This is a genomic window from Bacteroides cellulosilyticus, from assembly GCF_020091405.1.
Lineage (GTDB): Bacteria > Bacteroidota > Bacteroidia > Bacteroidales > Bacteroidaceae > Bacteroides.
Map to the genome: position 1 here is coordinate 5,259,415 of NZ_CP081903.1, position 22,516 is coordinate 5,281,930.

Here is a 22,516-nt window from a genome sequence, read left to right on the forward strand (position 1 = left end):
GCAATACAAAATATCGCAGACTCAATAATTATTTTCAGAGAATGAAAGCAACTCTGTTTTTGCTCAAAAATGCAACAAACAAAAGCCTCCCAGGGTTGTTCTTAATAGCAACTAAAAACAGACCTTGATTATGAAAAAGTTTAATTTCAGTTTATTGGCAGGCTTGTTGTTGCTGATATCTGCTTCCGTATGCGCAGAAAATACTCCGGAAAAAGTACAGGAAACTTTCAAAAAGATGTATCCTAAAGTGACGACCGTGGAATGGACGCATAAAAGTGATTACCACATTGCCGGATTCGTTTCAGATAGCCACGAAATGAACGCCTGGTTCGGAAACAATGCCCAATGGATAATGACGGAGACAAACGTCGAAAGCCTGGAAGATGTCCCTGCTCCCGTAGTTAAAGCATTTATGCAGACAGAGACCCCTCCTATACAGATCAGATATATAAAGATAATTACCTTCCCCAAAATGCCTACTGTAGTAATCATCGATATAGAAGAGTATAACTCTGACAGAGAAATTCAGCTTTTCTATGCTCCTGACGGTAAACTACTACAGAGCCTTGATGTATCCGGTGATGATGGAGAAATCTATCCCGAGTTATTCGGGTAATACAAAATTCTTACCAAATATAAGAACAATTGAGCAAAACAGAATGTTATCTATAAAAATAACTATAAATAGCAAGACTTATGAGTAGACGTTCACAGCTGGAGCATGAAGTATCATTAGCTCAAAAACGTATTAAGGAAGCTCCCAAAAATACGCCGGCAAACATCAGAAAAATTTGGGAACAAGAGTTGGTTGAACTTGAAGTAGAACTGAACAACCTGACTGACGACGAAGAAGATAATAACGATTAGCAACCTCTGACAATGAAATGGGATAATCAACTGATAAATCATTTGCAATGGTCGAATGCGATCATTAATCGTGAGGGCAAAGAAATCGTAGCACAGGAAATTGCTGCAATGGCGAAGGATGGTGATGTGATCGGAGCCGGCTCCGGTTCTACCGTTTATCTGACGCTATTCGCATTAGCGGAACGTATTCGCAAAGAATCTCTACACATAGAAGTTATCCCTGCCTCTGCAGAAATTTCCATGACCTGCATACAATTGGGTATACCACAAACGACCCTTTGGAATAAGCGTCCAGACTGGGTTTTTGATGGTGCTGATGAAGTAGATCCGGAGAAAAGTCTGATTAAGGGGCGTGGTGGAGCCATGTTCAAAGAAAAACTTCTGATAAAAAGCAGTAGTAAGAGCTTCATTATCATTGATGATACAAAACTGGTAGATCATTTAGGAAGTCATTTTCCAATACCTGTAGAAGTGTTTCCAAGTGCATTAACTTTTGTAGAAAGCGAGATGCAACGGCTAGGAGCTTCTGACGTGAAATTGCGTCTTGCCGGTGGAAAAGACGGGCCTGTTCTTACCGAAAACGGTAACTTTATTTTTGATACCCGCTTCAGTTATGTTGACCCTTCTTTGGAACAAAACCTGAAAGCAATTACCGGAGTAATTGAAAGCGGGCTTTTTATCGGATATGATGTTGAAATAGTAGTTGCGAAATAAAAAAGCAGCTGCCACTCAATCTGTGACAACTGCTTTTCTTTTATCTAATAAGTAAGCCTTAATACACTTCAACCTTTTCTGCAATTCGCTTAGCCTTATCTCTCAATGCATCCAGATCTGACTTTAACGGTGCATAGCATAACACCACGCCCATACGCCGATTGACGCGCGTCGTCGGCTTACCGAAAATGCGGAGATAAGTATCTTCTTCTTTCGTCACCTCTTCAATACCACGATAATCAGGACGTTCCTGGCTGGCAATAGTTGAAAGAATCACAGCACTGGCACCAATACGCTCTTGCTTGATGTTTGGAATAGGCAAGCCTAGTACAGCACGCAAATGAAGTTCAAATTCATTCAAATTTTGTGTTCCTGCCAATGTCACCATACCCGTATCATGCGGACGCGGAGAAAGTTCCGAGAAATAAACTCCATTTTCATGGCTCAAGAAAAATTCAACTCCCCACAGGCCGGCGCCGGTCAGAGCCCGTGTCACTTTCTCAGCCATTTCCTGCGCTTCTTTCAAATGAGCAGGATCAATGTGCGCCGGCTGAAAACTTTCACGATAATCTCCCCCTTTCTGCACATGTCCGATGGGCGGACAGAACAATGTAGGCCCATTCTTTTGCGTCACCGTAAGCAATGTTATCTCACTATCAAACTTGATAAATTCTTCAATAATCAATTCTTTTATATCACCACGGCTACCATTGCAGCCATATTCCCAGGCATGTTCCAATTCATCCGCACTCTTCACAAGAGACTGCCCCTTGCCCGAAGAAGACATCAACGGCTTCACTACGCAAGGAAAACCAATCTTTTCAGAAGCTGCTTTCAACTCATCCAGAGTTTTGGCATAAAAATATTTAGCAGTTTTCAGTCCCAACTCCTGTGCGGCCAAATCACGGATAGCCTTGCGGTTCATGGTAAAGTTTACGGCACGGGCACTGGGTACCACCTGAATACCTTCCTTCTCAAAATCGTAAAGACGTTCTGTACGGATGGCCTCGATTTCCGGAACAATAATATCCGGCTGGTGTTTGCGTACTACACGTTCCAATGCATCGCCGTCAAGCATGCTAAATACCTCATATTCATCAGCCACCTGCATGGCAGGTGCTCCGGCATATGAATCACAGGCAATAATATATTGACCCTTTCGTTGGGCAGAAATCACGAACTCTTTGCCCAGTTCACCGGAACCTAACAATAAAATCTTCTTCATTTTTGCTATGTGTTTATATTAAGAAGCACAAATGTACGTAAAAAATAAGTAGCTACCGCTTTAAATAATTTAAAAAACGAATGGATAGCTCATTTTTATCTGTATCTTTGTAGCATAAACAATAGGGTTTATTCTGAAATCTTCTTTGTGCATGTTTGCTTTTGCGGTATTCCGCAAATTATTCCATCCCAAAATGACCTCATAATCAGCTCCTTTGTTCATCACAAGATTAAATTGTTGTATGAATCCTGAACGGATTAGGTGCAGCTATTAGTCAGAAAAACTAAGTGCAGTATATAAACTGCATAATATATAATAATTAAAGAATGGCAGTAAAAAGAGTAACATCAAGTAAAAGAGACAGAGAAAAAGCGAAACAGAGTAAGCGAGAAGAAAAACAAAAGAGAAAAGAAGAACGCTTGAGCAGCGGTAGCCGTAGCTTCGAAGAGATGCTGGCTTATGTGGACGAAAACGGTATTCTTCATTCCACACCAGAAGGTGTAAAGCCTAAAGAAGAAATAGATGCTTCTGAAATAGAAATATCAATTCCGAAAAAAGGCGAAGCAGAAGAGGTTCTGCCATTAAACGGACGTATTGAACATTTTAATGTGTCCAGAGGTTATGGTTTTATTAAAGATTTAGGAAGTGGTGAGAAATATTTTTTCCACGTTACTTCCGCTCCCGAAGGGATAACCGAAGGGGATAACGTAACATTTGAAATTGAACGTGGTACGCGAGGTATGAACGCCGTGCGGATCTCAATCATTAATAAATAACAATTTTAACTTACAAAAAGAAATGAACATTTATGTTGCAAACCTAAGCTGGAACACAAACAGTGACAGCTTACAGGAATTATTTTCACAGTATGGCGAAGTAACTTCAGCCTACATTATTAACGACAGAGAGACGGGACGTTCACGCGGTTTCGGCTTCGTAGAAATGCCGAATGATGAAGAAGGTCAGAAGGCTATTGACACTCTTAACGAAACAGAATTCGAAGGCAAGAGCATTGCAGTAAGCGTAGCTCGCCCAAGAACAGAAAGACCTGCAGGCGGCAACCGTGGTGGTGGCTATGGCGGCGGTGGCAATCGTGGCGGTGGCTACGGCGGTGGCAATCGTGGCGGTGGCTACGGCGGCGGCAATCGTGGCGGTGGCTATGGCGGCGGAGATCGCGGTGGAAGATATTAATCTTACAACTTAGCAAAGAAATGAAAACTGTTCGGGAATATTCCCGGGCAGTTTTTTTTATACCCATATCACACCTACATATATCAATAATATCTATATTTGTATATTATGATAAGAACCAAACACATATTACTGACTCTTTCATTGCTATTGTGCAATGTCTGCATCCACGCCACAACAGTCGATTACTCCGTGCGTGGAAAGATTATCGACAAGCAGTCCCGCCAACCGGTAGCGTATGCTAATGTCGTAGTTGTAGGTATTCCCGGCAAGGGAGCATCAACCGATTCGCTCGGCATGTTCCGAATTGAGCAGGTACCACCGGGCATTTACCGCTTCGAAGCGACGCTGATAGGCTATAAAAGCGCAGTGACCCCCGAATACGTGGTTTCCGCCTCTACACCTTTCATCGAGATAGAGATGGAAGAAGATGAGAATATGCTGGCAGCAGTGGTAGTCACCCCCTCCCCTTTTCGAAAGACAGTGGAAAGTCCGGTAAGTATGCGTATCATAGGCTTGCAGGAGATTGAAAAGAGCCCGGGAGGAAATCGGGATATTTCACGTATTGTAAGGGCATACCCGGGAGTCTCCTTTTCACCCATCGGCTACAGAAACGATTTGATTGTACGCGGTGGATCACCTTCCGAAAACCGCTTCTATATGGATGGGATAGAAATACCCAATATCAATCACTTCGCTACCCAGGGAGCGTCCGGCGGACCAGTCAGCATTGTCAATGCAGATTTAATACGTGAAATAAGTTTTTATACGGGAGCTTTCCCGGCTAATCGTTCCGGAGCAATGAGTTCGGTACTCGATTTTCGTTTGAAAGACGGTAACCCGGATAAGCAGACATTTAAAGCCACGCTGGGAGCATCCGAAGTTTCTTTCAGTGGCAACGGACATCTGAGCGATAAAACAACCTATTTGTTCTCCCTACGCCAATCTTACCTCCAATTACTGTTCAAGGCCTTGGGACTCCCATTCCTGCCCAACTTCATTGACGGACAATTCAAACTGAAGACAAAGCTCTCGGCTCACAACGAACTAACCATACTCGGATTAGTCGGAATCGATAAAATGAAACTGAATACTGATGAGAAAGGAGAAGATGCTGAATATATATTGAGTTATCTGCCCACTATTCATCAAGAGACATTTACTGTGGGAACTTCATATCGCCATTATGCAGGAAAGCATGTACAGACGCTGACGCTAAGTCATAATTATCTGAACAACCGCAATGTGAAGTATCTGAACAATGATGAATCTTACGAAGATAATCTGACCCTTCGCCTTCGTTCAGTAGAACAGAAAACCACCCTTCGTTTTGAGAACCAGACAAGATTGGGGCAATGGACATTGAAAGAAGGTGCGGAAATGAATTATTCCAATTATACCAACCGGACAAAACAGCGGATGTTCGGCTACACCACACTCTCCGATTATCAGACGGATTTAAACATATTCAGTTGGGGCGGCTTCTTTTCCGCGGACTACACTACTGCCAATAAACGTTTCTCCGCTTCTGCCGGTATCCGTACGGATGGCAATAATTACAACCGTGAAATGAAAGAACTGTGGAAGCAGCTTTCTCCCCGCCTCTCCTTATCTTATGAATTGACAAAGCAATGGACCTTGAGTGGAAATGCAGGATTATATCAGCAACTTCCACCTTATACAGCATTGGGGTTCAAAGATAATGACGGGCACTACATAAATAAGGATTTGAAATACATGCAGGTGATGGAAACCAGTCTCGGACTTGACTGGCATTTGCAAGATAGATTAATGATCTCAGCAGAAGGATTCTTCAAGCAATACGGACGTATGCCTCTTTCCCTGCGAGACAATATTCCCCTGGCATGCAAGGGAGATGATTATGGCACAATAGGCAATGAAGCGCTTATTCCTACCGCCGAAGGACGCGCTTATGGCGTGGAAGCCATGTTACGTTGGCAGATACCGGGACGTTTCAACTTTGTGTCTTCCTTCACAGTCTTCCGCAGCGAATATCGCAATGGAAATGGTGGCAGTGATGATAATATCCCCTCCGGAACCAAATACATCTCTTCTGCATGGGACAACCGTTTCATTCTCAACGTAAGCGGTACGTATAATCTTCCACGTCGTTGGAGTATCGGAGGAAAATTGAGTTATATAGGCGGTGCTCCCTATACGCCTTATGATGAGGAAAAATCATCGTTAGTGGAAGCATGGAATGCACAAGGACGCCCATACTACGATTATTCAAAATACAATACCGAACGCTTGCCTAACTTTGCCCAACTCGATATACGTGTAGACAAGTCTTTCTATTTCCATCGCTGTATGGTTGGCTTTTATCTCGACTTACAGAATATAACCGGAAGTAAGCTGAAGCAGCAGGATGTAATTATGAGTACGGGAGTCATTGAAAATCCATCTGCCCCCATTGAGGAGCAAAGGTATAAGATGAAAAAGTTGAAACAGGAAAGCGGAACGCTATTGCCGTCGATTGGGGTGACTGTGGAATTTTAGATTGGTTCTTCTCTTCAGTCACAAATTCCTATAGCAGTTCAAAATGTTCTTTAGAGAAATACTTCACAAATTTAGAGCGTGAATCAACGTCTGCAATCTCGTCTAAAAGTTCTTGAGAAACAACCAGCTCTATAAAACTAATCCATAGATTTGTATCAACAATTATTTTTATCCCGCAATCGCTTTTCATACGCTTCTTGTCTAACAGCTTCCACTTCAGCATCTATTTCCTTTTGTGAAATTTCATCTGTTTTAAAAGCATTCAATAGTCGTTTCAACTTAATGCCGCGCGTTTCGACAGCAAGCGCACGGCTCAACTCCAATTTGTCATCGTCAGAAAGTTGTTGAGTTAACTCCAATATCTGATTATAATTCAGACGAATTTTCAATGATACAGTTGCCATACAATTACACATTGATATCACCTATAAACAAAAGTAGTATAATTTATGCAACTATCAAATAAAGATGCGATTATTTTCTTGATGATTATGGCACAGTAGGCAATATTTCGCACCTATTATTTCTTACAGCAAACTTTTATCTGTTCCACAATATAGGATACATCCTCGTCCGTCACCCAAGGACCGGCAGGAATACACAAACCCATATTAAACAAACGTTCAGAAACTTCATTCACATAACAAGGATTAGTTGCATAGACAGGCTGCAAATGCATAGGTTTCCACAAGGGACGGGTCTCAATTCCCCGTTCATCCAGGTTACGGCGGACTTCATCATAGTTAGTACCAGTCTTAACAGGATCTATCAGAATAGTAGAAAGCCAATAATTAGCGTTGAAACGACCATCAGGATTAGATTTTAACGTTATACCGTCTACACCTTCAAAAGCCTTCTCGTAAAGAGCATGTACATGGCGGTGATGCGCAATATGCTCATCCAATACAGTCATCTGACCACGACCGATACCAGCACAAATATTACTCATACGATAATTATAACCAATCTTTTCATGCTGGTAATGAGGGAAAGGCTCACGGGCCTGCGTAGCGTAAAACATCGTCTGCTTCTTGGTGCTTTCATCAGGAACAATCAAAGCGCCGCCACCCGAAGTAGTGATCATCTTATTACCATTAAAAGACAACACACCAAAGGTACCGAACGTACCACATTTCTGACCATTAAACTCAGAACCCAAAGCTTCTGCAGCATCCTCCAGCACTGGAATATCATATTTAGCGGCTATCGCGCAAATCTCATCAATTCTGGCAGGCATACCGTAAAGATGAACAGGAAGAATAGCTTTCGGCTTCTTACCTGTCTTTGCGATTCTGTCCTTAATGGCTTCTTCCAGCAAAACGGGGTCCATATTCCAGGTATCTTCCTCACTGTCGATAAATACAGGAGTCGCCCCCTGATAAGCAACAGGATTAGCTGACGCACAGAATGTAAACGACTGGCAGATAACCTCATCACCGGCTCCTACACCAAGTTGGATTAATCCCAGATGGATGGCTGCCGTACCAGCAGATAAAGCAACAACCTCCTTATCCTGTCCTACAAAATGTTTCAGTTCGTCTTCGAAAGCATTCACGTTGGGACCCAAAGGAACAACCCAGTTCGTGTCGAAAGCTTCCTTAATAAAAGCCTGCTCTTTGCCACTCATGTGAGCAAGGCAAAGATAAATTCTCTTGTCCATTAAATTATATGATTAAAAAAGAAACAACAAATCGAGAAGTAAAAAGAAAATTATTTATTCCTTATATAATGAGGGATAAATAACCAACACAACAACTTACCCAATTTCAAAACAATCATTAGGAATTTATAAATATCTATTCCCTATATTTTAAAACTTTTGCAGGTATACCTGCCATTACAGCATTTGTTGGTACATCTTTAATAACTACGGCACCAGCACCAATAAGACAGTTTTCTCCTAATTCATGTACACCAGTCATTACAGTAGCACTAATGCCTATATAAGCATACTTATGTGCAATAATTGAAGCACCAAAATTTACTCCAAAGGAAAGAAATACTCCTTCTTCTAAAATAGTATGATGAGAAACTACACTATTAACGCTCATCATTACAAAGTCATGTATGTTACACCAAGGCATAATTACCGTTTTAGGAAGAATATATATCCCCTTATCTCCAATTTTAACATTAGGAGAAAGCACCACTGTAGAATGAATAAAATTAGGAACCTCATATCCCAGACTTAACGCACGATTTAACAATTCAACTCGCAACTTATTATTTCCCAAGGGACAATAAACTGCTTTAACGCCATATTCATCTTTCAAACAAGCTAAAAAATCAAATCCACCCAACACGGGAATACCACATACCTTTTGGTTAATATACTTAGAATCATCATCCAAAAAACCTACAATTTCAATACCAGCTTCTTGAAGATAAGCCAAATAGACTTCTCCATAAGTGCCTGCACCAATAATAACACTTTTCATATTCTTTTCCTTTAATTATGCCCGTTAAAAGGCGCAGTAGTAGCTTCTCCCTCTTTAGATATTCCTTCCCTAATAAAAACTTTTCTGATTGTAATAAATACAATTTTCAAATCTAAATAAAAAAAACAATGATCTACATACCAAACATCTAGTTCAAACTTTTTTGTCCAACTCAAATTATTTCTTCCATTAATCTGTGCCCAGCCAGTTATTCCTGGACGCACTTCATGGCGTCTCATTTGTTCTTTAGAATACAAAGGCAAATAATAAGTTCTTAAAGGGCGAGGCCCGATCAGAGACATATCACCTTTGAGTACATTAATTAATTGAGGTAATTCATCAATAGAAGTAGAACGGACAAACTTTCCTATTTTTGTCAGACGTTTCTCATCCGGCAATAAGTTGCCATTTTCGTCACGTTCATCAGTCATCGTTTTGAATTTGATAACTTTGAAAATCTCACCATGCTTACCAGGACGTTCCTGAGTAAAAAAGGCACCGGCTCCTTTATTGGCAAAATGTAACCAGATTGCTATAGAAAGTAATATCGGCCAAATAATAGCCAGTACCAAAAACACTACTACAAAATCAATAAAACGCTTCAGAAAACAAGAATACATAATCATTCAAAATGTTCCATTATTATATCATAACTACAATTCACTGTATAATTAGCCTCTAAATATGAATATCCATTCTCTCCCATAATTTTAATCCGCTCTCTGTCAGCAGCCATAAAGTCAACCATTTCCATGTAAGTTTCTATATTTCCGCTTTCAGTCCATAAGCCAAAACCGTTGATTTTGGCTATTTCTCCTATATCCGTATTCTTGTCAGTAGCCATCAATACCGGCATTCTGTTTTCAAGATAAGAGAGCAAGCGAGACGGGAAATTTGGGATCGTGAAACGCCTGTCCAGAAATATCAAACCTATGTCACAAACTCTTACCAGACTGTCATATTCTTGTTTGGGAAGTGAAGATAACAAGCAAGCATTATGCGGTGCATTTGTATCAAACCACAATTTAATCTTCATAAATTCAGTACCGCTACCTACTATGATAAAAAAAGAGTCGTTTCTTTTTTCATTGGCCGCAAGCACCTCTACCAGGAAGTCAATACCTTGCGGGCGTCCCAAATTACCCCCATAAATAAAAAGTATTTTATCTGTGGGAATATTCAGTTTTTGAAGTAAAGTCTCTTTGGGGTAGGCTTGCTCTTCTGCCTTACAAAGTTCTATACTATTGGGACAAACCTCTACTCTATGGATGTCAACCTCACGATTATGCCTCAATATATAATCTACGTTAGCCGGAGACATGCAACCGATATAGTCTGACAACTGATATAGTCTTTCTTCCTTTTTACGGAACATCCTATAGAGAAGACCTCCTTTGGAGAACATACCCAAATCAACAGCATTCTGAGGAAATATATCCTTTAAAAGAAGATATGTCTTGGCATCCTTTTTCTTCAACGCTGCTATTACTTTATTGAAAGTAATCGGGGGAGTCGAATAAAGGCCTAAACCAAATTTTACATTCCGCCAATACTTTTGAATTGCCTTCTGATATTGATATTCCAAGAGTAACGTACCAATTCCCTTTTCTATCAGATTAGTCTTCTGTATATTGAATGTCCAGACTCTTAATATCTTCACATTTCCACCATCCAGCATCTCAGTAGGTTGATGAAAGCGCCGTTCTGCCGGTGCTACAATATACACTGTATGCCCATGACGAACAAATTCACGCATCAGGTCCGTATAGATTCCTCTTTCCTTTATATCCGAAATGCGGGAAAGTGTCAAAAAAAGAACATTCATCTCCGAATAATCAGAATTTTCTCCAAACCATCTTATTCACTACTCCCGTATAGCTCTGAATCAACTTCACAACCTTAGTCGATACATTCTTATCAGTGTAGTTCGGCACAGGTAACCCATTGTCACCATTCTTGTTCATCTCCACAGCCGTGTCAACCGCCTGCAACAATGACTGTTCATCAATACCTGCCAAGATAAAACAGCCTTTATCCATCGCTTCCGGACGTTCCGTACTGGTACGGATGCAAACAGCTGGAAAAGAATATCCCACCGAAGTAAAGAAAGAACTTTCTTCCGGTAATGTGCCACTGTCCGATACCACGGCATAGGCATTCATCTGCAGACTGTTGTAATCATGGAAACCGAGCGGTTCATGCTGAATCACACGCCTGTCAAGTTCAAATTTACTCGACTCCAGACGTTTCCTGCTACGGGGATGACAACTATAAAGAATCGGCATGTCATATCTCTCTGCCATGGAATTAATCGCCCTAAATAGCGACAAGAAATTCTTCTCCGTATCAATATTCTCTTCCCTATGAGCAGAAAGCAATATGTATCGTCCTTTTTCCAAATTCAATTTCCTATGAATATCCGAAAATTTTATCTCTTCCAGATTTTCATGCAACACCTCAGCCATGGGAGAACCTGTCACATAGGTACGCTCCTTTGCCACACCCGAAGCATTCAGGTATCTGCGTGCATGTTCCGAGTAACAAAGGTTCATATCTGAAATAATATCCACTATCCTGCGATTGGTTTCTTCCGGCAGACACTCGTCAAAGCAACGGTTGCCCGCTTCCATGTGGAAGATGGGGATATGAAGGCGTTTAGCACCTATCACACTCAGACAGGAATTAGTGTCACCCAATACCAATACGGCATCCGGCTTCACTTGCACCATCAGTTTATAGCTGGCATTGATGATATTCCCCATTGTGGCACCGAGATCATCCCCCACTGCATCCATATACACATCAGGATCTTTCAGCTTCAAATCATGGAAAAACACACCATTCAGATTATAATCATAATTTTGTCCGGTATGCGCCAGAATACAGTCAAAATACTTACGGCACTTTTTGATGACGGCCGCCAGACGGATAATTTCCGGTCGAGTGCCTACTATAATCAAGAGTTTCAGCTTACCGTTCTCCTGAAACTTGATATCAGAATAATCCAATTTTATATCCATTGTTCTAAACTTTTTCAAAATAAGTATCCGGACGTTCCGGGTCAAAACATTCGTTGCACCACATAAAAGTCACTAAATCTTCCGTTTCAGAAAGGTTAACTATATTGTGTGTATATCCGGGAATCATCTCCACCGCCTCTATTTTTTCACCGCTCACTTCGAAGTTCACCACCTCTTCCGTTCCTATCTTTCGTAGCTGTATCAGCCCATGTCCGCTCACCACCACAAACTTTTCGTTCTTGGTATGATGCCAATGTTGCCCTTTCGTGATGCCCGGTTTGGAAATGTTCACCGAGAACTGTCCACGGTCGGCAGTACGAATAATTTCAGTAAAACTGCCACGATCGTCCACATTCATCTTCAAAGGATAACAGAATTTATCTTTTGGCAAATATGAAAGATAGGTAGAATAAAGTTTCTTCGTAAAAGCATCGCTCAAATCAGGTACTGCCAAAGTATCGGACATCTGCCTGAACGATTTTATCAGCTCCGCAATATCACCAAGAGTTATCGTATGCACCACAGGCACTGTACAATACTCCTCCACATAATGCTCTTTGCCCCTCAATGCTGAAATCAATTCGTCCACCACATCGTCTATATATACCAAGTTCATCACTACCGAAGGGTCATTAACCTGAATGGGTATATCATGAGCGATATTATTGCAGAATGTAGCCACTGCACTGTTATAGTTGGGACGACACCACTTACCGAAAACATTCGGGAAGCGATATACCAGCACCTTTGCACCCGCTTCTTTACTATAATCAAACAACAACCGTTCTCCTGCACGTTTCGATTCACCGTAAGGATTGTCCTGGGCAGCCTGTATGGAAGATGATATCATCACCGGACACGTATTATTATATTTTTTCAGCGTATCAAGCAATGTGGAGGCAAAACCGAAATTTCCTTTCATAAACTCAGACTCGTCCTTCGGGCGGTTGACACCTGCCAGATTGAACACAAAATCTGCTTGTTTGCAATAAATATCCAGTTCGGAAGGATCGCTATCCAAATCATACTCATAGACAGTCAGGCTTTCACCCGATATTCCATAATTACGGGCCTTCCCTTCTTGAATATTATGTAATTGCGATACTAAATTCCGGCCGACAAACCCTTGAGCACCGGTCACTAAAATTTTCATAAAACAATTCTATAACTTATTCACTCTTTATTTCCGTAGTTTTCGCCTTCTCCTCCAGTCCGAGATCTTCGCGAATAAAGCGAAGTTTCAGAAGAAGTTTCTTCATACCCTCCACATCCAGGCGAGCGGTATTGTGGCTGTGGTAATCCTCTATCCGAGCAATATCCTCATTACCTTCCGTAAAGAATTTATCGTAGTTCAAGTCACGGGTATCGCAAGGAATCCGATAATACTCACCCATATCAATAGCTTTAGCCATCTCTTCACGGGTTACCAGAGTCTCATACAGCTTTTCACCGTGGCGTGTACCAATATTTTTCACTTCCGTATCGCCATATTCAGGCTTTATCCGCGCATATGTTTCCTTCAAGGCCTGAGCCAAAACATCTAATGTGGCAGCCGGAGCCTTCTGAACAAACAAGTCTCCGTTGTGACCATGCTCAAATGCATAGATTACCAAATCCACAGCATCATCCAGCGTCATCATGAAACGGGTCATATTCGGATCTGTAATCGTAATCGGTTTACTGTTTTTAATTTGTTCCACCCACAGAGGAATCACAGAACCACGGCTTGCCATTACATTTCCGTAACGGGTGCAACAAATGGTAGTCCCCGCTTCATCACCCAAGGCACGGCCTTTAGCAATAGCTACCTTTTCCATCATTGCTTTACTGATGCCCATAGCATTGATGGGATAGGCAGCCTTGTCCGTACTAAGCACTACTACGTTTTTTACACCGTGAGCTATGGCAGATTCCAACACATTGTCAGTACCAATCACATTGGTCTGTACAGCCTGTAATGGAAAGAACTCACAACTGGGCACCTGCTTCAAGGCAGCTGCGGAAAAAACATAGTCCACGCCCACCATCGCTCCATCTACAGATTGACGGTCACGGACATTGCCAATATAGAATTTCACTTTAGGACTCTGCAAGTGATGACGCATGTCATCTTGCTTTTTCTCATCACGAGAAAAGATACGGATTTCCTTGATGTCGCTGTTTAGGAAACGACGAAGCACAGCATTGCCGAAACTGCCTGTACCACCTGTTATTAACAGGATTTTATTTTTGAATATTGACATATTTAGATAATACAAAAATTACTTTGAATAGTTATTAAGTCTAAAAGATTTTTTCAAATTTGAGAGTGAATCCTTCTTTTATTGAAACGATACAATATGTTAAAAAGAGAAGCTTACCAGAGATTTTCATGTGCTAATTTAAAAAATTGAGGATAACTCCACCCCAACTGAGACCAACACCAAATCCAGCACACATTACCCGCATATCTTTACGTATAATTCCATTCTCCATACAATCTTTCAGACCTATCATTATAGTCGAAGACACAGTATTGCCTGTAGTCTCAAGATTTACATAATACTTATCCTTTGGTAGCACACAGACTTTGCGAATGGTATTAAGCATAAATTTGTTCGCTTGATGAAAAAGATAGTAATCTACATTATTCTTTTCCAAACCATTCTTTTCCAATATTTGTTTCATCATAGTCGGTACGGCTTCAAGGGTAAAGTTGAAGATAGTACTACCATTCATATAGAGATAATCATCGTAGCGTGTATGACCTTCATCATCAGTAACTGATGCTCCTGTTTTCTCTGGCAAACGAGCACCACCCGTTTTCACGATAAGACTATTAGCACCGCTCCCATCTGTACCAAGTATAAACTCACCAATTTCAGCAAAGCCCTCTGTAGAAACAAGACAGGCTGCAGCACCATCACCAAAGATAGAACGATTACTCTTGTCTGAAGGATGCAGATATTTATTATAAGTTTCAGCAGTAAGGACTAACACATTCTTTGCAATCCCACCTGCAATAAGCCCTTTAGCTACAGCCATTCCATAAATACAACCAGAACACCCAAGGTTAAAATCGAAGGCTCCAGCTGTAGTTGATATACCTAACCTATATTGAAGGATACACGCAGACGAAGGAAGAAGGTAATCTGGACTTTGAGTGCATAACAATATAAAGTCTATCTCAGAAGAACTTATACTTGACTCCTCAAATAATTTCCGAGCAGCCTTTTCTGCTAAGTCTGTAGCTGTTTCATTTTTAGCTGCAACATGGCGAGAGTTTACGCCAACCTTCAACGCTATTTTATCGACATTCCACTCCGGAAACTCTTGTAATAGTTCTTCGTTAGTCACTATCTTTTCCGGCAGATAGTAACTAATCGCTTTTATATATGCCATAAGTGAATCTTATATTATAACATAATAGAACCTCCCGTGATATCAATTGCAGAACCTGTCATCCATATACTCGCATCGCTAAGAAGATATAGACACAAATTTGCAATATCTTGAGGTTTTCCATATCGCTTCAATGGATATTTTTGTTCTTCTTTGTGCAAAACTTCTTCTGTCACTCCACCTTTGAGAATTAGTTCAGTCCAAACCATCGCTGGACAAATACAGTTTACCCGAATTAAACGTGGAGCTAATTCAAGTGCAAGACACCTTGCATATGAAACTATAGCACCTTTCGAAGCACTATACACAGCATTACCCATACTGGGTACGCTTGCAGCGCGAGAAGCTATAAAAACGATTGATGCAGATTTGTTAATTATCTTATCTTTTAACAGAGCTGTCTGTAAAAGAAGAGGAGCTTCAAAATTGGGACGCATCACCTCTGCAATGTTTTCTTCCGAAATCATCTTGCAAGGTACACGACTCCCTACACCAGCATTATGCACTATGCCATCAAGTTTTGGTAGTGAAGCGACCAAAGATTCAATATCTGCGCTATTAGTCAAGTCTGCTTTAACTGTCTTATGGTCACCAGGCATCTGTGCAAGGGTAGCATTGAGTCGTTCTTCATTACGAGCTGTAATTATGACTGTTGCGCTCATCTTAGCACAGGAAATAGCGATTGACTTTCCTATACCAGTAGACGCTCCAGTTACAAGGATAGTCTTTCCTTGCAACGAAAAAGGATTGAATACCTCTGACATTATTTGTTATTGATTAAGTTGAAGAGGTCTTCTACTGTAACACAAGAATTAATCTCAGCACCAGTAATTGTTTTATCATACTGTGTCTTAGCTATCGCTATCACGCCCATGACTACGAGAGAACTCCACTCTTCAAGATTATGAAAAACTGTTTGAGCTTGAATTTCAGAGGCATCAGTATCATCAAATTGTTCTGCAAAAGTTGCAATAAATTCATCTAATTTCATATTTAAGTATTTTAGTTATAATTTTGTAAATGCTTTTATTTCTTTAATTCGATTAATAAGATATTTATCAAAATTTTTCTCTAAGAGATCAATAGGCAATCGTTCCTCTTCAGGATAAAGAATCTTCTCATGTTTAATTATCTCTTCTGGAGTAAAAACAAAGCCAATAACTTTTGCAGGATTTCCAATCACAATAGAGTAAGGTGGAGTACTATTTCTTATAACAGATCCAGCACCTACCACAGATCCTCTTCCTATCTTTACTCCATCAAGAACTATAGAGTTTGCTCCTACCCAAACATCTTCCTCTAAGATAACATCATTATCTTCATCTCCATTTCGTTCAGTAATCGCATATTTCCTCCAACAACCTACCTGAGGAGCAATTGCATGATTGCCTACAATAATTGTAACACCGCTTGCCATACCAGAATGCCTTTTCATTATAAATCTTGAATGACCAAAAGGGGAAATAATGAATCTGCAATTTGGCATGACAGACGTATCTTCATACATAAATATTTTTTTCGTGATTCTAATATTCACATAAGAATGCATTCTTGCATCTGAAGCCATATACCCCCATAAAGGTTTCATAATTACACGTTTAACAAAAAAACGAAAAAACCAATAGATGGAACGCAGTTTCCTTATTAGTATTTTTTTCAAGTTACTCATCAATAATTATTTAAATTTCAAATTAGTTTTTATTATTTCTAATTGAAATTGGGGAGTCCAAAATTTATCAATTTCATTAAAACATGCCAAACGTACTTCTTCACGCTTATCTATATATTTCTTATCCCAACGAACAATACAATCTGCTATGGATGAAGCACTATCATAATCAAAAAAACTCCCAGTAAGTCCTTCATGTATTGCTTCAAATTCAGGCATCTGAAATTTAAAACAACTATGTGTTATAACAGGAGTACCAAACATCATCGAGTGTATAGCTGTTAAGCCTACATTTCCAGGGGATACACATAAATCTGCGTTATAAATTAATTCTGCATTCTTTATTTCGTCATAACATGCTCCATAAAACCACACATTATCATTTAAGTATTTTTGCTCAACAAGTTCTTTCAAAGAGGCTTCTTGTATCCCCCCACCAACAAGTGTAAGATTATACTGTAATCCACTTTGTTTTAATATCAACAAAGCCTCTATTAAAAGATCTATTTTCTTTACAGGTGTTAAACGTCCAATAAATATCAAATTCCTTGCACTATTACCAAAATGTTCCTTATACAAGTTTGACGGAAACAAAGAATTACGTAGTTCTAGCTGTTTTTGATATAACAAAGAATTATGAATTACAAACAATTTATCAGCAGTAAAGCCCTCTTCCTGCATCAACTTTTTTGCATAATTACCATACAGAAAGGTTGCATCTGCCAATGAGAAAAAGATCTTTTTAAAAAAACTTCTTATTCTATTTTCCTTTCCATACCAACCATGACTCCAAAAATAGATATGTTTATCTCGATAAAACAGCTTTGCTAATATTGCAATAATCCAAGTAGAAATGCAAAATACATCACCCAATATGAGAAAAGTAGAAAAATCTTTTCTCTGTAGCAACTTTAAACTGCCACTTTGAAAATAAAAAGGACGAAGAAGAAATACTCTATTTTTCAATAAAGAAACATTCTTCAATATATTTAAATCAAGCCCCTTTATATCAGTCTTATTATCCCCAAAGAACCAATAACAGTCATATTCTTTATCTAATAATCTGAATATTCCTTCACGATATTGAGCCGCAAAATTATATATTATACACAAATTTTTCATATCACATCAGTAGGTTAATACTCTTGCTTTTATAATCAATTATAGATATTATTCCAAAAGTAAAATCACTTACCATTATCAAGCAAAGAATAGTTTAATGTTTTAATTTCTGTAACAGAATCTCTTACATACAAATCATATTTAAATCCCTTATCTATAAGACTAAATATAGCTTCTCTATATGAAAAAGTCATATTTGTAATAAAGCACAACCTTTTCATTATCTTTCTCCTATGCAAGTATATTGATAACCCAATTCCTCTAAATCAATACGGCTCCAAACATTGCGACCATCTACTACGACTCTACCATGCATAACTTTCGCTATCACACTCCATGTTGGAAGACGAAACTGACGCCATTCTGTCATCAATAATAAAGCATCAGCACCATCAGCACAATCATAAAGATTTTCCGTATAAGTTACCACATTCCCAATACGACGTTTGCATTCAGGCATTGCAATAGGATCGAACACTCGTACAGCAGCACCCTGCTTCAACAATTTATCGATAACAACTAAAGAAGGCGCCTCTCGCATATCATCAGTCTCTGGCTTGAAAGCTAAACCCAACAATGCAATAGTTTTGCCGTTTATATCATCCATCAGCGAAATTAACTTGTCGTAAACGATAGATTTCTGTTTTTCATTCACGTGCTCTACTGCTTCAATCACCTCCATGCGATAATCATTATCAATGCCTGTACGTATTAATGCCTTAACATCTTTAGGGAAACAGCTACCACCATATCCACACCCTGCATACAAAAATTTCTGACCTATACGAATATCCGCACCAATACCTTTACGTACATGGTTTACATTAGCTCCTACACGTTCACAGAGGTTAGCAATATCGTTCATAAAAGAGATACGAGTTGCTAACATTGCATTAGCAGCATACTTCGTCATTTCAGCCGAAGGGATATCCATGAAAATAACGCGAAAGTTATTTATCAAAAAAGGTTGATAAAGTCTAGTCATAACCTCCTCTGCCTTTTTACTATCTGTTCCTATCACAACACGATCAGGACTCATAAAATCCTTGATAGCTGCCCCTTCTTTGAGGAATTCCGGATTAGAAGCAACATCAAAAGGCACATCTACTCCACGTTTGTCTAATTCAGATTGAATAATAGCTTTAACCTTCTTGGCAGTGCCTACAGGCACTGTAGACTTAGTCACCAAAATAGTATACTTCCTGATATTCTGACCAAATTGTTTAGCCACTGCCAGCACATATTTTAAATCGGCAGATCCATCTTCATCAGGCGGAGTCCCTACAGCAGAGAATACCACCTCCACATCGTTGAGTACCTCAATCAAATCAGTGGTAAATCTTAGTCTGCCGTAACCGACATTACGCTTTACCAATTCTTCCAATCCAGGTTCATAGATAGGCATCTCTCCATTTTTTAACTTATTAATCTTATTAGTATCAATATCAACGCAAGTAACATTAGCGCCCATCTCAGCAAAACACGTCCCTGATACAAGTCCTACATAACCTGTACCTACAATAACAATATTCATATTTTTACTTCTTTTTATTTTAAGCTATACGAAACGATACTTACCCAAACGAAAATTACAGAATGAAAGCATATACAGCAACACAAAACTAAGCTGGCGAGCTAACATAGCAAAAACAAAATAAAATACACCAATATAAGCCACCTGATAAAAAATTAGATAAGATACAATTTTATGAAAATACTTTATTCTTCCTTTATTAAATCCTAAGTAAAAAACAAAAAATCCAACCGCCATCAAAAAGGTGCATATAAATCCGACATCAAGAACGAAAGTGCCTACAAATGTATTAAAAACATCTGTTCTAAAAGAAAAGGATGTCATCCGTGCTATTTCCAAAGGATTAACCCCTCCTGGAATAATTGGGAAAATAGCTGAAAAACCTAAAACATAGGAATTTCCAATCCCATTAAAAGTATTTGAATAGTGATAAAAGGGCTGCCCTATATACTCAAGTAAAGATACTAACGCATCTTCTCCTTCACCAAATCTAGCAATTGTTATTAATGAAAAAAATATAATAGCCGTTACTAATATTATCATAAGTAGAACAACTAAAGGTTTAGGAATTAATTTAAACCTAAATTCTTTTTTAAATAATATCAAACATACCACTAAGAACATCATCCATCGAACTACCCCATCTCTCCCCGCACTTGAAAGATTTGCAAATATTCCAGATAAACTTGTTAAGAACAAGAAATAAAAAATTACATCTGCTTTCTTCCAAATAAATAATCGATAAAATGCACAAAACAGTGCAAATAGAGGAGTCATTGTACCAATAGTGGCAAGATATCCTATTATACCATATCTATAATAACTATTATCTTCGCGATTTAATGCCTCTTGTCTTGCTGCACCAAGATTGTCTACAGATAATACCTCTCTAATGCTAGAAATCGATAGGCACATTAATAATAGCCCAGCTATTATTACAAATATCGAGAATAAATTCATATTTCCTCTTTCTATATTAATTTCGCAAATATTTAGTTTATTGCCAACAACGACTAATGGGTAAATAAACAAGAAAAGCAAAAGTATATGAGATAATGAAGCCAAGACTGTTATATCATTAATATCGTATATATTAGGCTGGATAAGACACAAAGCAACAGTCGAACAACAAGATAAGAAGTAAACAGAAATCAACAATGAAGAAATATTAAATTTCTTTCTTTGATAATTCTGAATCAACCAACTCCCAAAAAACAAGACATAAAATGATAATCCTAACATAAAGATCTAAAATAATCATTCCATTTTTTTATTTTATCTTCTATATTATCCAATTTTTCCATTATTGATCTATTAATAATTCTTTCTTCATTAGATAAAGGTAGAATAAAATCTTTATATGACATTGATGAAAGACTATCTATAGAGTACACAATACAGCCTAATGATTTAATCCAAGACAGATTATTACCACGTAAGAAAACTTTCTTTCCTAAATATAAACAGGTATATATAGCACCTAAACCAGTCTGTCTCCTTTCTGCGCATACAAAAATAGAACATTGATTCATATAATGTAAATACGAATCTATATCATAGAATTCTTTATTTAATCTATAATAAGGATAAGACTTTCTACATAAGTCTTCTAGTGCTTCATATTGCTTAGTATACTCGAAACTATAATTGAGCATAAAATCAACATTTATATCCTTTCTAAACTTGAAGAGTAGTGAAGATGCAACTTCATAATAACTGCTTAGGCAACTTGGATTATTCCCAATATAAACCCTATTATTAGGGACATCTGCCCAAGATATATCTTTGATTAACAACTCTCTCTCTCCTATGTAAGGTATAACACTTACTTTCCTTATAAAGTATACTCTTTCTAATTTTTTTTTATCTGGAGTCATAAGTGCAATTATCGAATAATAATAATTATACAGTAACAATTTTAAAGGATAATATAATATACTTTTAAATGAACTTAGTTTTAAACCGCTTCCCCAACAAACCACATTCACATTTTTGTAATTATGAATCATTAATTGGAAAGTGCAATAAGGAAGTATTGAATGCATTAATACAATTGACTTCTTGCTCTTTATCAATTTACACACTTCTTTATTAGAATTAGCATATACAATCTGCCCTTTTATTCTCATCTGTATATTATTATATACAATCCTATACTCATTATCACATTTTAATAGTATATAAATTTGTTCAGCTCCAATTAATCTATCAAAAGAAATTAAAATCTGTGGTACTAAATGTAATCGGTTAGGAGTAAATATATGATAAATTACCATTTTGCAAATTTGATTAACCTATTTCCATATAGAATTACTTACTCCTCTTATAATCAGACAGTATAGACAAAATTATTTGATTTTGATATTCTCCATTCTTAAACACTGATTCACGCATTATGCCTTCCTGTTGATAACCAAGTTTCTTATGCATCTTCAAACTTTGAATATTAGTATCTAACACTAACGAAAATATTCGATGCAATCCTCTTTCATTAAATGCATAGTCTAGCAATAATTTCAAAGCTTCGCCAGCATAACCTCTGCCCCAATATGATTTGTTGCCAATGAGAATATGTGACTCTGCATTTCTATTCTGCATGTCAATATGCGTTAAATAGACATTACCAATATGAAGATTACTTTCAGTCAAACATACTGCTAATCTGATATCTTTTGTATCAAAAATACTATCTTCAATCCACTTTTTTTCTTTTTCTTCCGAAACATAATATTTTGTACCACCAAGCATGTTCAAAATCTGAGAATCTCTTCTCCAAACAATAGTTGTTTTATAATCTTCGAGTTCAAATGCTCTTAGATATATTCTATTTTCCAT

24 protein-coding genes are annotated in these 22,516 nt (G+C 38.4%); 6 read left to right on the forward strand and 18 right to left on the reverse strand.

What is annotated here, in order from left to right; all coding sequences use genetic code 11:
- Positions 1-130: 130 nt before the first annotated feature.
- From K6V21_RS19905 to rpiA, 3 genes are all read left to right on the forward strand, one after another.
- Entirely contained in the window at positions 131-616 is a 486-nt protein-coding gene (locus K6V21_RS19905; RefSeq protein ID WP_217713937.1) for a PepSY-like domain-containing protein, read from the forward strand.
- A gap of 80 nt (positions 617-696) precedes the next feature.
- Complete coding sequence (locus tag K6V21_RS19910; RefSeq protein ID WP_195538018.1) at positions 697-867, forward strand: hypothetical protein; 171 nt, start codon at positions 697-699, stop codon at positions 865-867.
- Positions 868-879: 12 nt separating this feature from the next.
- The gene (gene rpiA, locus K6V21_RS19915) at positions 880-1,581 is read left to right on the forward strand and encodes a ribose 5-phosphate isomerase A (RefSeq protein ID WP_044267879.1); all 702 of its coding nucleotides are present in this window, start codon (positions 880-882) and stop codon (positions 1,579-1,581) included.
- A 58-nt stretch (positions 1,582-1,639) separates the two neighbouring features.
- Here the strand turns inward: rpiA and purT are convergent, their stop codons facing one another.
- A complete protein-coding gene (gene purT, locus K6V21_RS19920; RefSeq protein WP_007213975.1) occupies positions 1,640-2,806 on the reverse strand; it encodes a formate-dependent phosphoribosylglycinamide formyltransferase in 1,167 nt (388 codons plus the stop codon).
- A 326-nt stretch (positions 2,807-3,132) separates the two neighbouring features.
- Here purT and K6V21_RS19925 point away from each other — a divergent pair, with 326 nt between their 5' ends.
- From K6V21_RS19925 to K6V21_RS19935, 3 genes are all read left to right on the forward strand, one after another.
- The gene (locus K6V21_RS19925) at positions 3,133-3,582 is read left to right on the forward strand and encodes a cold-shock protein (RefSeq protein ID WP_007213973.1); all 450 of its coding nucleotides are present in this window, start codon (positions 3,133-3,135) and stop codon (positions 3,580-3,582) included.
- A 22-nt stretch (positions 3,583-3,604) separates the two neighbouring features.
- Complete coding sequence (locus tag K6V21_RS19930) at positions 3,605-3,997, forward strand: RNA recognition motif domain-containing protein (protein WP_044267876.1); 393 nt, start codon at positions 3,605-3,607, stop codon at positions 3,995-3,997.
- Between the two features lie 108 nt (positions 3,998-4,105).
- A complete protein-coding gene (locus K6V21_RS19935) occupies positions 4,106-6,517 on the forward strand; it encodes a TonB-dependent receptor (protein ID WP_224319633.1) in 2,412 nt (803 codons plus the stop codon).
- A gap of 155 nt (positions 6,518-6,672) precedes the next feature.
- On the opposite strand, the gene vap15 is transcribed toward K6V21_RS19935, so the two are convergent.
- The 17 genes from vap15 to K6V21_RS20020 form a co-directional block, all read right to left on the reverse strand.
- A complete protein-coding gene (gene vap15, locus K6V21_RS19940; RefSeq protein ID WP_044267905.1) occupies positions 6,673-6,921 on the reverse strand; it encodes a type II toxin-antitoxin system VapB15 family antitoxin in 249 nt (82 codons plus the stop codon).
- 116 nt (positions 6,922-7,037) lie between these two features.
- Complete coding sequence (locus K6V21_RS19945; RefSeq protein ID WP_224319634.1) at positions 7,038-8,177, reverse strand: DegT/DnrJ/EryC1/StrS family aminotransferase; 1,140 nt, start codon at positions 8,175-8,177, stop codon at positions 7,038-7,040.
- A gap of 136 nt (positions 8,178-8,313) precedes the next feature.
- Complete coding sequence (locus K6V21_RS19950; RefSeq protein WP_224319635.1) at positions 8,314-8,955, reverse strand: acetyltransferase; 642 nt, start codon at positions 8,953-8,955, stop codon at positions 8,314-8,316.
- An 11-nt stretch (positions 8,956-8,966) separates the two neighbouring features.
- Entirely contained in the window at positions 8,967-9,575 is a 609-nt protein-coding gene (locus K6V21_RS19955) for a sugar transferase (RefSeq protein WP_224322070.1), read from the reverse strand.
- Positions 9,576-9,577: 2 nt separating this feature from the next.
- Complete coding sequence (locus K6V21_RS19960; RefSeq protein ID WP_224319636.1) at positions 9,578-10,780, reverse strand: glycosyltransferase family 4 protein; 1,203 nt, start codon at positions 10,778-10,780, stop codon at positions 9,578-9,580.
- 10 nt (positions 10,781-10,790) lie between these two features.
- On the reverse strand, positions 10,791-11,975 hold the full coding sequence (wecB, locus tag K6V21_RS19965; RefSeq protein WP_224319637.1) for a non-hydrolyzing UDP-N-acetylglucosamine 2-epimerase: 1,185 nt from the start codon (positions 11,973-11,975) through the stop codon (positions 10,791-10,793).
- Positions 11,976-11,979: 4 nt separating this feature from the next.
- Positions 11,980-13,128, reverse strand: coding sequence for a capsular polysaccharide biosynthesis protein CapF (locus K6V21_RS19970; protein WP_224319638.1), 1,149 nt, complete (start codon positions 13,126-13,128; stop codon positions 11,980-11,982).
- Between the two features lie 16 nt (positions 13,129-13,144).
- Entirely contained in the window at positions 13,145-14,218 is a 1,074-nt protein-coding gene (locus K6V21_RS19975) for a polysaccharide biosynthesis protein (protein WP_224319639.1), read from the reverse strand.
- Between the two features lie 133 nt (positions 14,219-14,351).
- Positions 14,352-15,356 carry a 3-oxoacyl-ACP synthase III family protein gene (locus tag K6V21_RS19980; RefSeq protein ID WP_224319640.1) on the reverse strand — a complete coding sequence of 335 codons (1,005 nt, stop codon included), beginning with the start codon at positions 15,354-15,356 and terminating at the stop codon, positions 14,352-14,354.
- Positions 15,357-15,370: 14 nt separating this feature from the next.
- The gene (locus tag K6V21_RS19985; protein ID WP_224319641.1) at positions 15,371-16,120 is read right to left on the reverse strand and encodes an SDR family NAD(P)-dependent oxidoreductase; all 750 of its coding nucleotides are present in this window, start codon (positions 16,118-16,120) and stop codon (positions 15,371-15,373) included.
- Positions 16,120-16,347 (reverse strand): acyl carrier protein, encoded by a 228-nt coding sequence (locus tag K6V21_RS19990; RefSeq protein ID WP_224319642.1) that lies wholly within the window; start codon positions 16,345-16,347, stop codon positions 16,120-16,122. The genes K6V21_RS19985 and K6V21_RS19990 overlap by 1 nt, the downstream gene beginning before the upstream one ends.
- 15 nt (positions 16,348-16,362) lie before the next feature.
- Positions 16,363-16,944, reverse strand: coding sequence for an acyltransferase (locus K6V21_RS19995; RefSeq protein ID WP_224319643.1), 582 nt, complete (start codon positions 16,942-16,944; stop codon positions 16,363-16,365).
- A gap of 87 nt (positions 16,945-17,031) precedes the next feature.
- Positions 17,032-18,147 (reverse strand): glycosyltransferase family 4 protein, encoded by a 1,116-nt coding sequence (locus tag K6V21_RS20000; protein WP_224319644.1) that lies wholly within the window; start codon positions 18,145-18,147, stop codon positions 17,032-17,034.
- A 220-nt stretch (positions 18,148-18,367) separates the two neighbouring features.
- Complete coding sequence (locus tag K6V21_RS20005; RefSeq protein ID WP_224319645.1) at positions 18,368-19,681, reverse strand: UDP-glucose dehydrogenase family protein; 1,314 nt, start codon at positions 19,679-19,681, stop codon at positions 18,368-18,370.
- Positions 19,682-19,705: 24 nt separating this feature from the next.
- A complete protein-coding gene (locus K6V21_RS20010; RefSeq protein ID WP_224319646.1) occupies positions 19,706-20,923 on the reverse strand; it encodes an O-antigen polymerase in 1,218 nt (405 codons plus the stop codon).
- Entirely contained in the window at positions 20,917-21,810 is an 894-nt protein-coding gene (locus K6V21_RS20015) for a hypothetical protein (protein WP_224319647.1), read from the reverse strand. Before K6V21_RS20015 ends, K6V21_RS20010 begins: the two co-directional genes overlap by 7 nt.
- Positions 21,811-21,991: 181 nt before the next feature.
- On the reverse strand, positions 21,992-22,516 hold the full coding sequence (locus K6V21_RS20020; protein WP_224319648.1) for a GNAT family N-acetyltransferase: 525 nt from the start codon (positions 22,514-22,516) through the stop codon (positions 21,992-21,994).

Bases quoted from the DNA above. Each gene is read 5' to 3' on its own strand.
- K6V21_RS19905 (WP_217713937.1), top strand. From the start codon at position 131: ATGAAAAAGTTTAATTTCAGTTTATTGGCAGGCTTGTTGTTGCTGATA.
- K6V21_RS19910 (WP_195538018.1), top strand. From the start codon at position 697: ATGAGTAGACGTTCACAGCTGGAGCATGAAGTATCATTAGCTCAAAAA.
- rpiA (WP_044267879.1), top strand. From the start codon at position 880: ATGAAATGGGATAATCAACTGATAAATCATTTGCAATGGTCGAATGCG.
- purT (WP_007213975.1), bottom strand. From the start codon at position 2,806: ATGAAGAAGATTTTATTGTTAGGTTCCGGTGAACTGGGCAAAGAGTTC.
- K6V21_RS19925 (WP_007213973.1), top strand. From the start codon at position 3,133: ATGGCAGTAAAAAGAGTAACATCAAGTAAAAGAGACAGAGAAAAAGCG.
- K6V21_RS19930 (WP_044267876.1), top strand. From the start codon at position 3,605: ATGAACATTTATGTTGCAAACCTAAGCTGGAACACAAACAGTGACAGC.
- K6V21_RS19935 (WP_224319633.1), top strand. From the start codon at position 4,106: ATGATAAGAACCAAACACATATTACTGACTCTTTCATTGCTATTGTGC.
- vap15 (WP_044267905.1), bottom strand. From the start codon at position 6,921: ATGGCAACTGTATCATTGAAAATTCGTCTGAATTATAATCAGATATTG.
- K6V21_RS19945 (WP_224319634.1), bottom strand. From the start codon at position 8,177: ATGGACAAGAGAATTTATCTTTGCCTTGCTCACATGAGTGGCAAAGAG.
- K6V21_RS19950 (WP_224319635.1), bottom strand. From the start codon at position 8,955: ATGAAAAGTGTTATTATTGGTGCAGGCACTTATGGAGAAGTCTATTTG.
- K6V21_RS19955 (WP_224322070.1), bottom strand. From the start codon at position 9,575: ATGTATTCTTGTTTTCTGAAGCGTTTTATTGATTTTGTAGTAGTGTTT.
- K6V21_RS19960 (WP_224319636.1), bottom strand. From the start codon at position 10,780: ATGAATGTTCTTTTTTTGACACTTTCCCGCATTTCGGATATAAAGGAA.
- wecB (WP_224319637.1), bottom strand. From the start codon at position 11,975: ATGGATATAAAATTGGATTATTCTGATATCAAGTTTCAGGAGAACGGT.
- K6V21_RS19970 (WP_224319638.1), bottom strand. From the start codon at position 13,128: ATGAAAATTTTAGTGACCGGTGCTCAAGGGTTTGTCGGCCGGAATTTA.
- K6V21_RS19975 (WP_224319639.1), bottom strand. From the start codon at position 14,218: ATGTCAATATTCAAAAATAAAATCCTGTTAATAACAGGTGGTACAGGC.
- K6V21_RS19980 (WP_224319640.1), bottom strand. From the start codon at position 15,356: ATGGCATATATAAAAGCGATTAGTTACTATCTGCCGGAAAAGATAGTG.
- K6V21_RS19985 (WP_224319641.1), bottom strand. From the start codon at position 16,120: ATGTCAGAGGTATTCAATCCTTTTTCGTTGCAAGGAAAGACTATCCTT.
- K6V21_RS19990 (WP_224319642.1), bottom strand. From the start codon at position 16,347: ATGAAATTAGATGAATTTATTGCAACTTTTGCAGAACAATTTGATGAT.
- K6V21_RS19995 (WP_224319643.1), bottom strand. From the start codon at position 16,944: ATGAAACCTTTATGGGGGTATATGGCTTCAGATGCAAGAATGCATTCT.
- K6V21_RS20000 (WP_224319644.1), bottom strand. From the start codon at position 18,147: ATGAAAAATTTGTGTATAATATATAATTTTGCGGCTCAATATCGTGAA.
- K6V21_RS20005 (WP_224319645.1), bottom strand. From the start codon at position 19,681: ATGAATATTGTTATTGTAGGTACAGGTTATGTAGGACTTGTATCAGGG.
- K6V21_RS20010 (WP_224319646.1), bottom strand. From the start codon at position 20,923: ATGTTAGGATTATCATTTTATGTCTTGTTTTTTGGGAGTTGGTTGATT.
- K6V21_RS20015 (WP_224319647.1), bottom strand. From the start codon at position 21,810: ATGAGAATAAAAGGGCAGATTGTATATGCTAATTCTAATAAAGAAGTG.
- K6V21_RS20020 (WP_224319648.1), bottom strand. From the start codon at position 22,516: ATGGAAAATAGAATATATCTAAGAGCATTTGAACTCGAAGATTATAAA.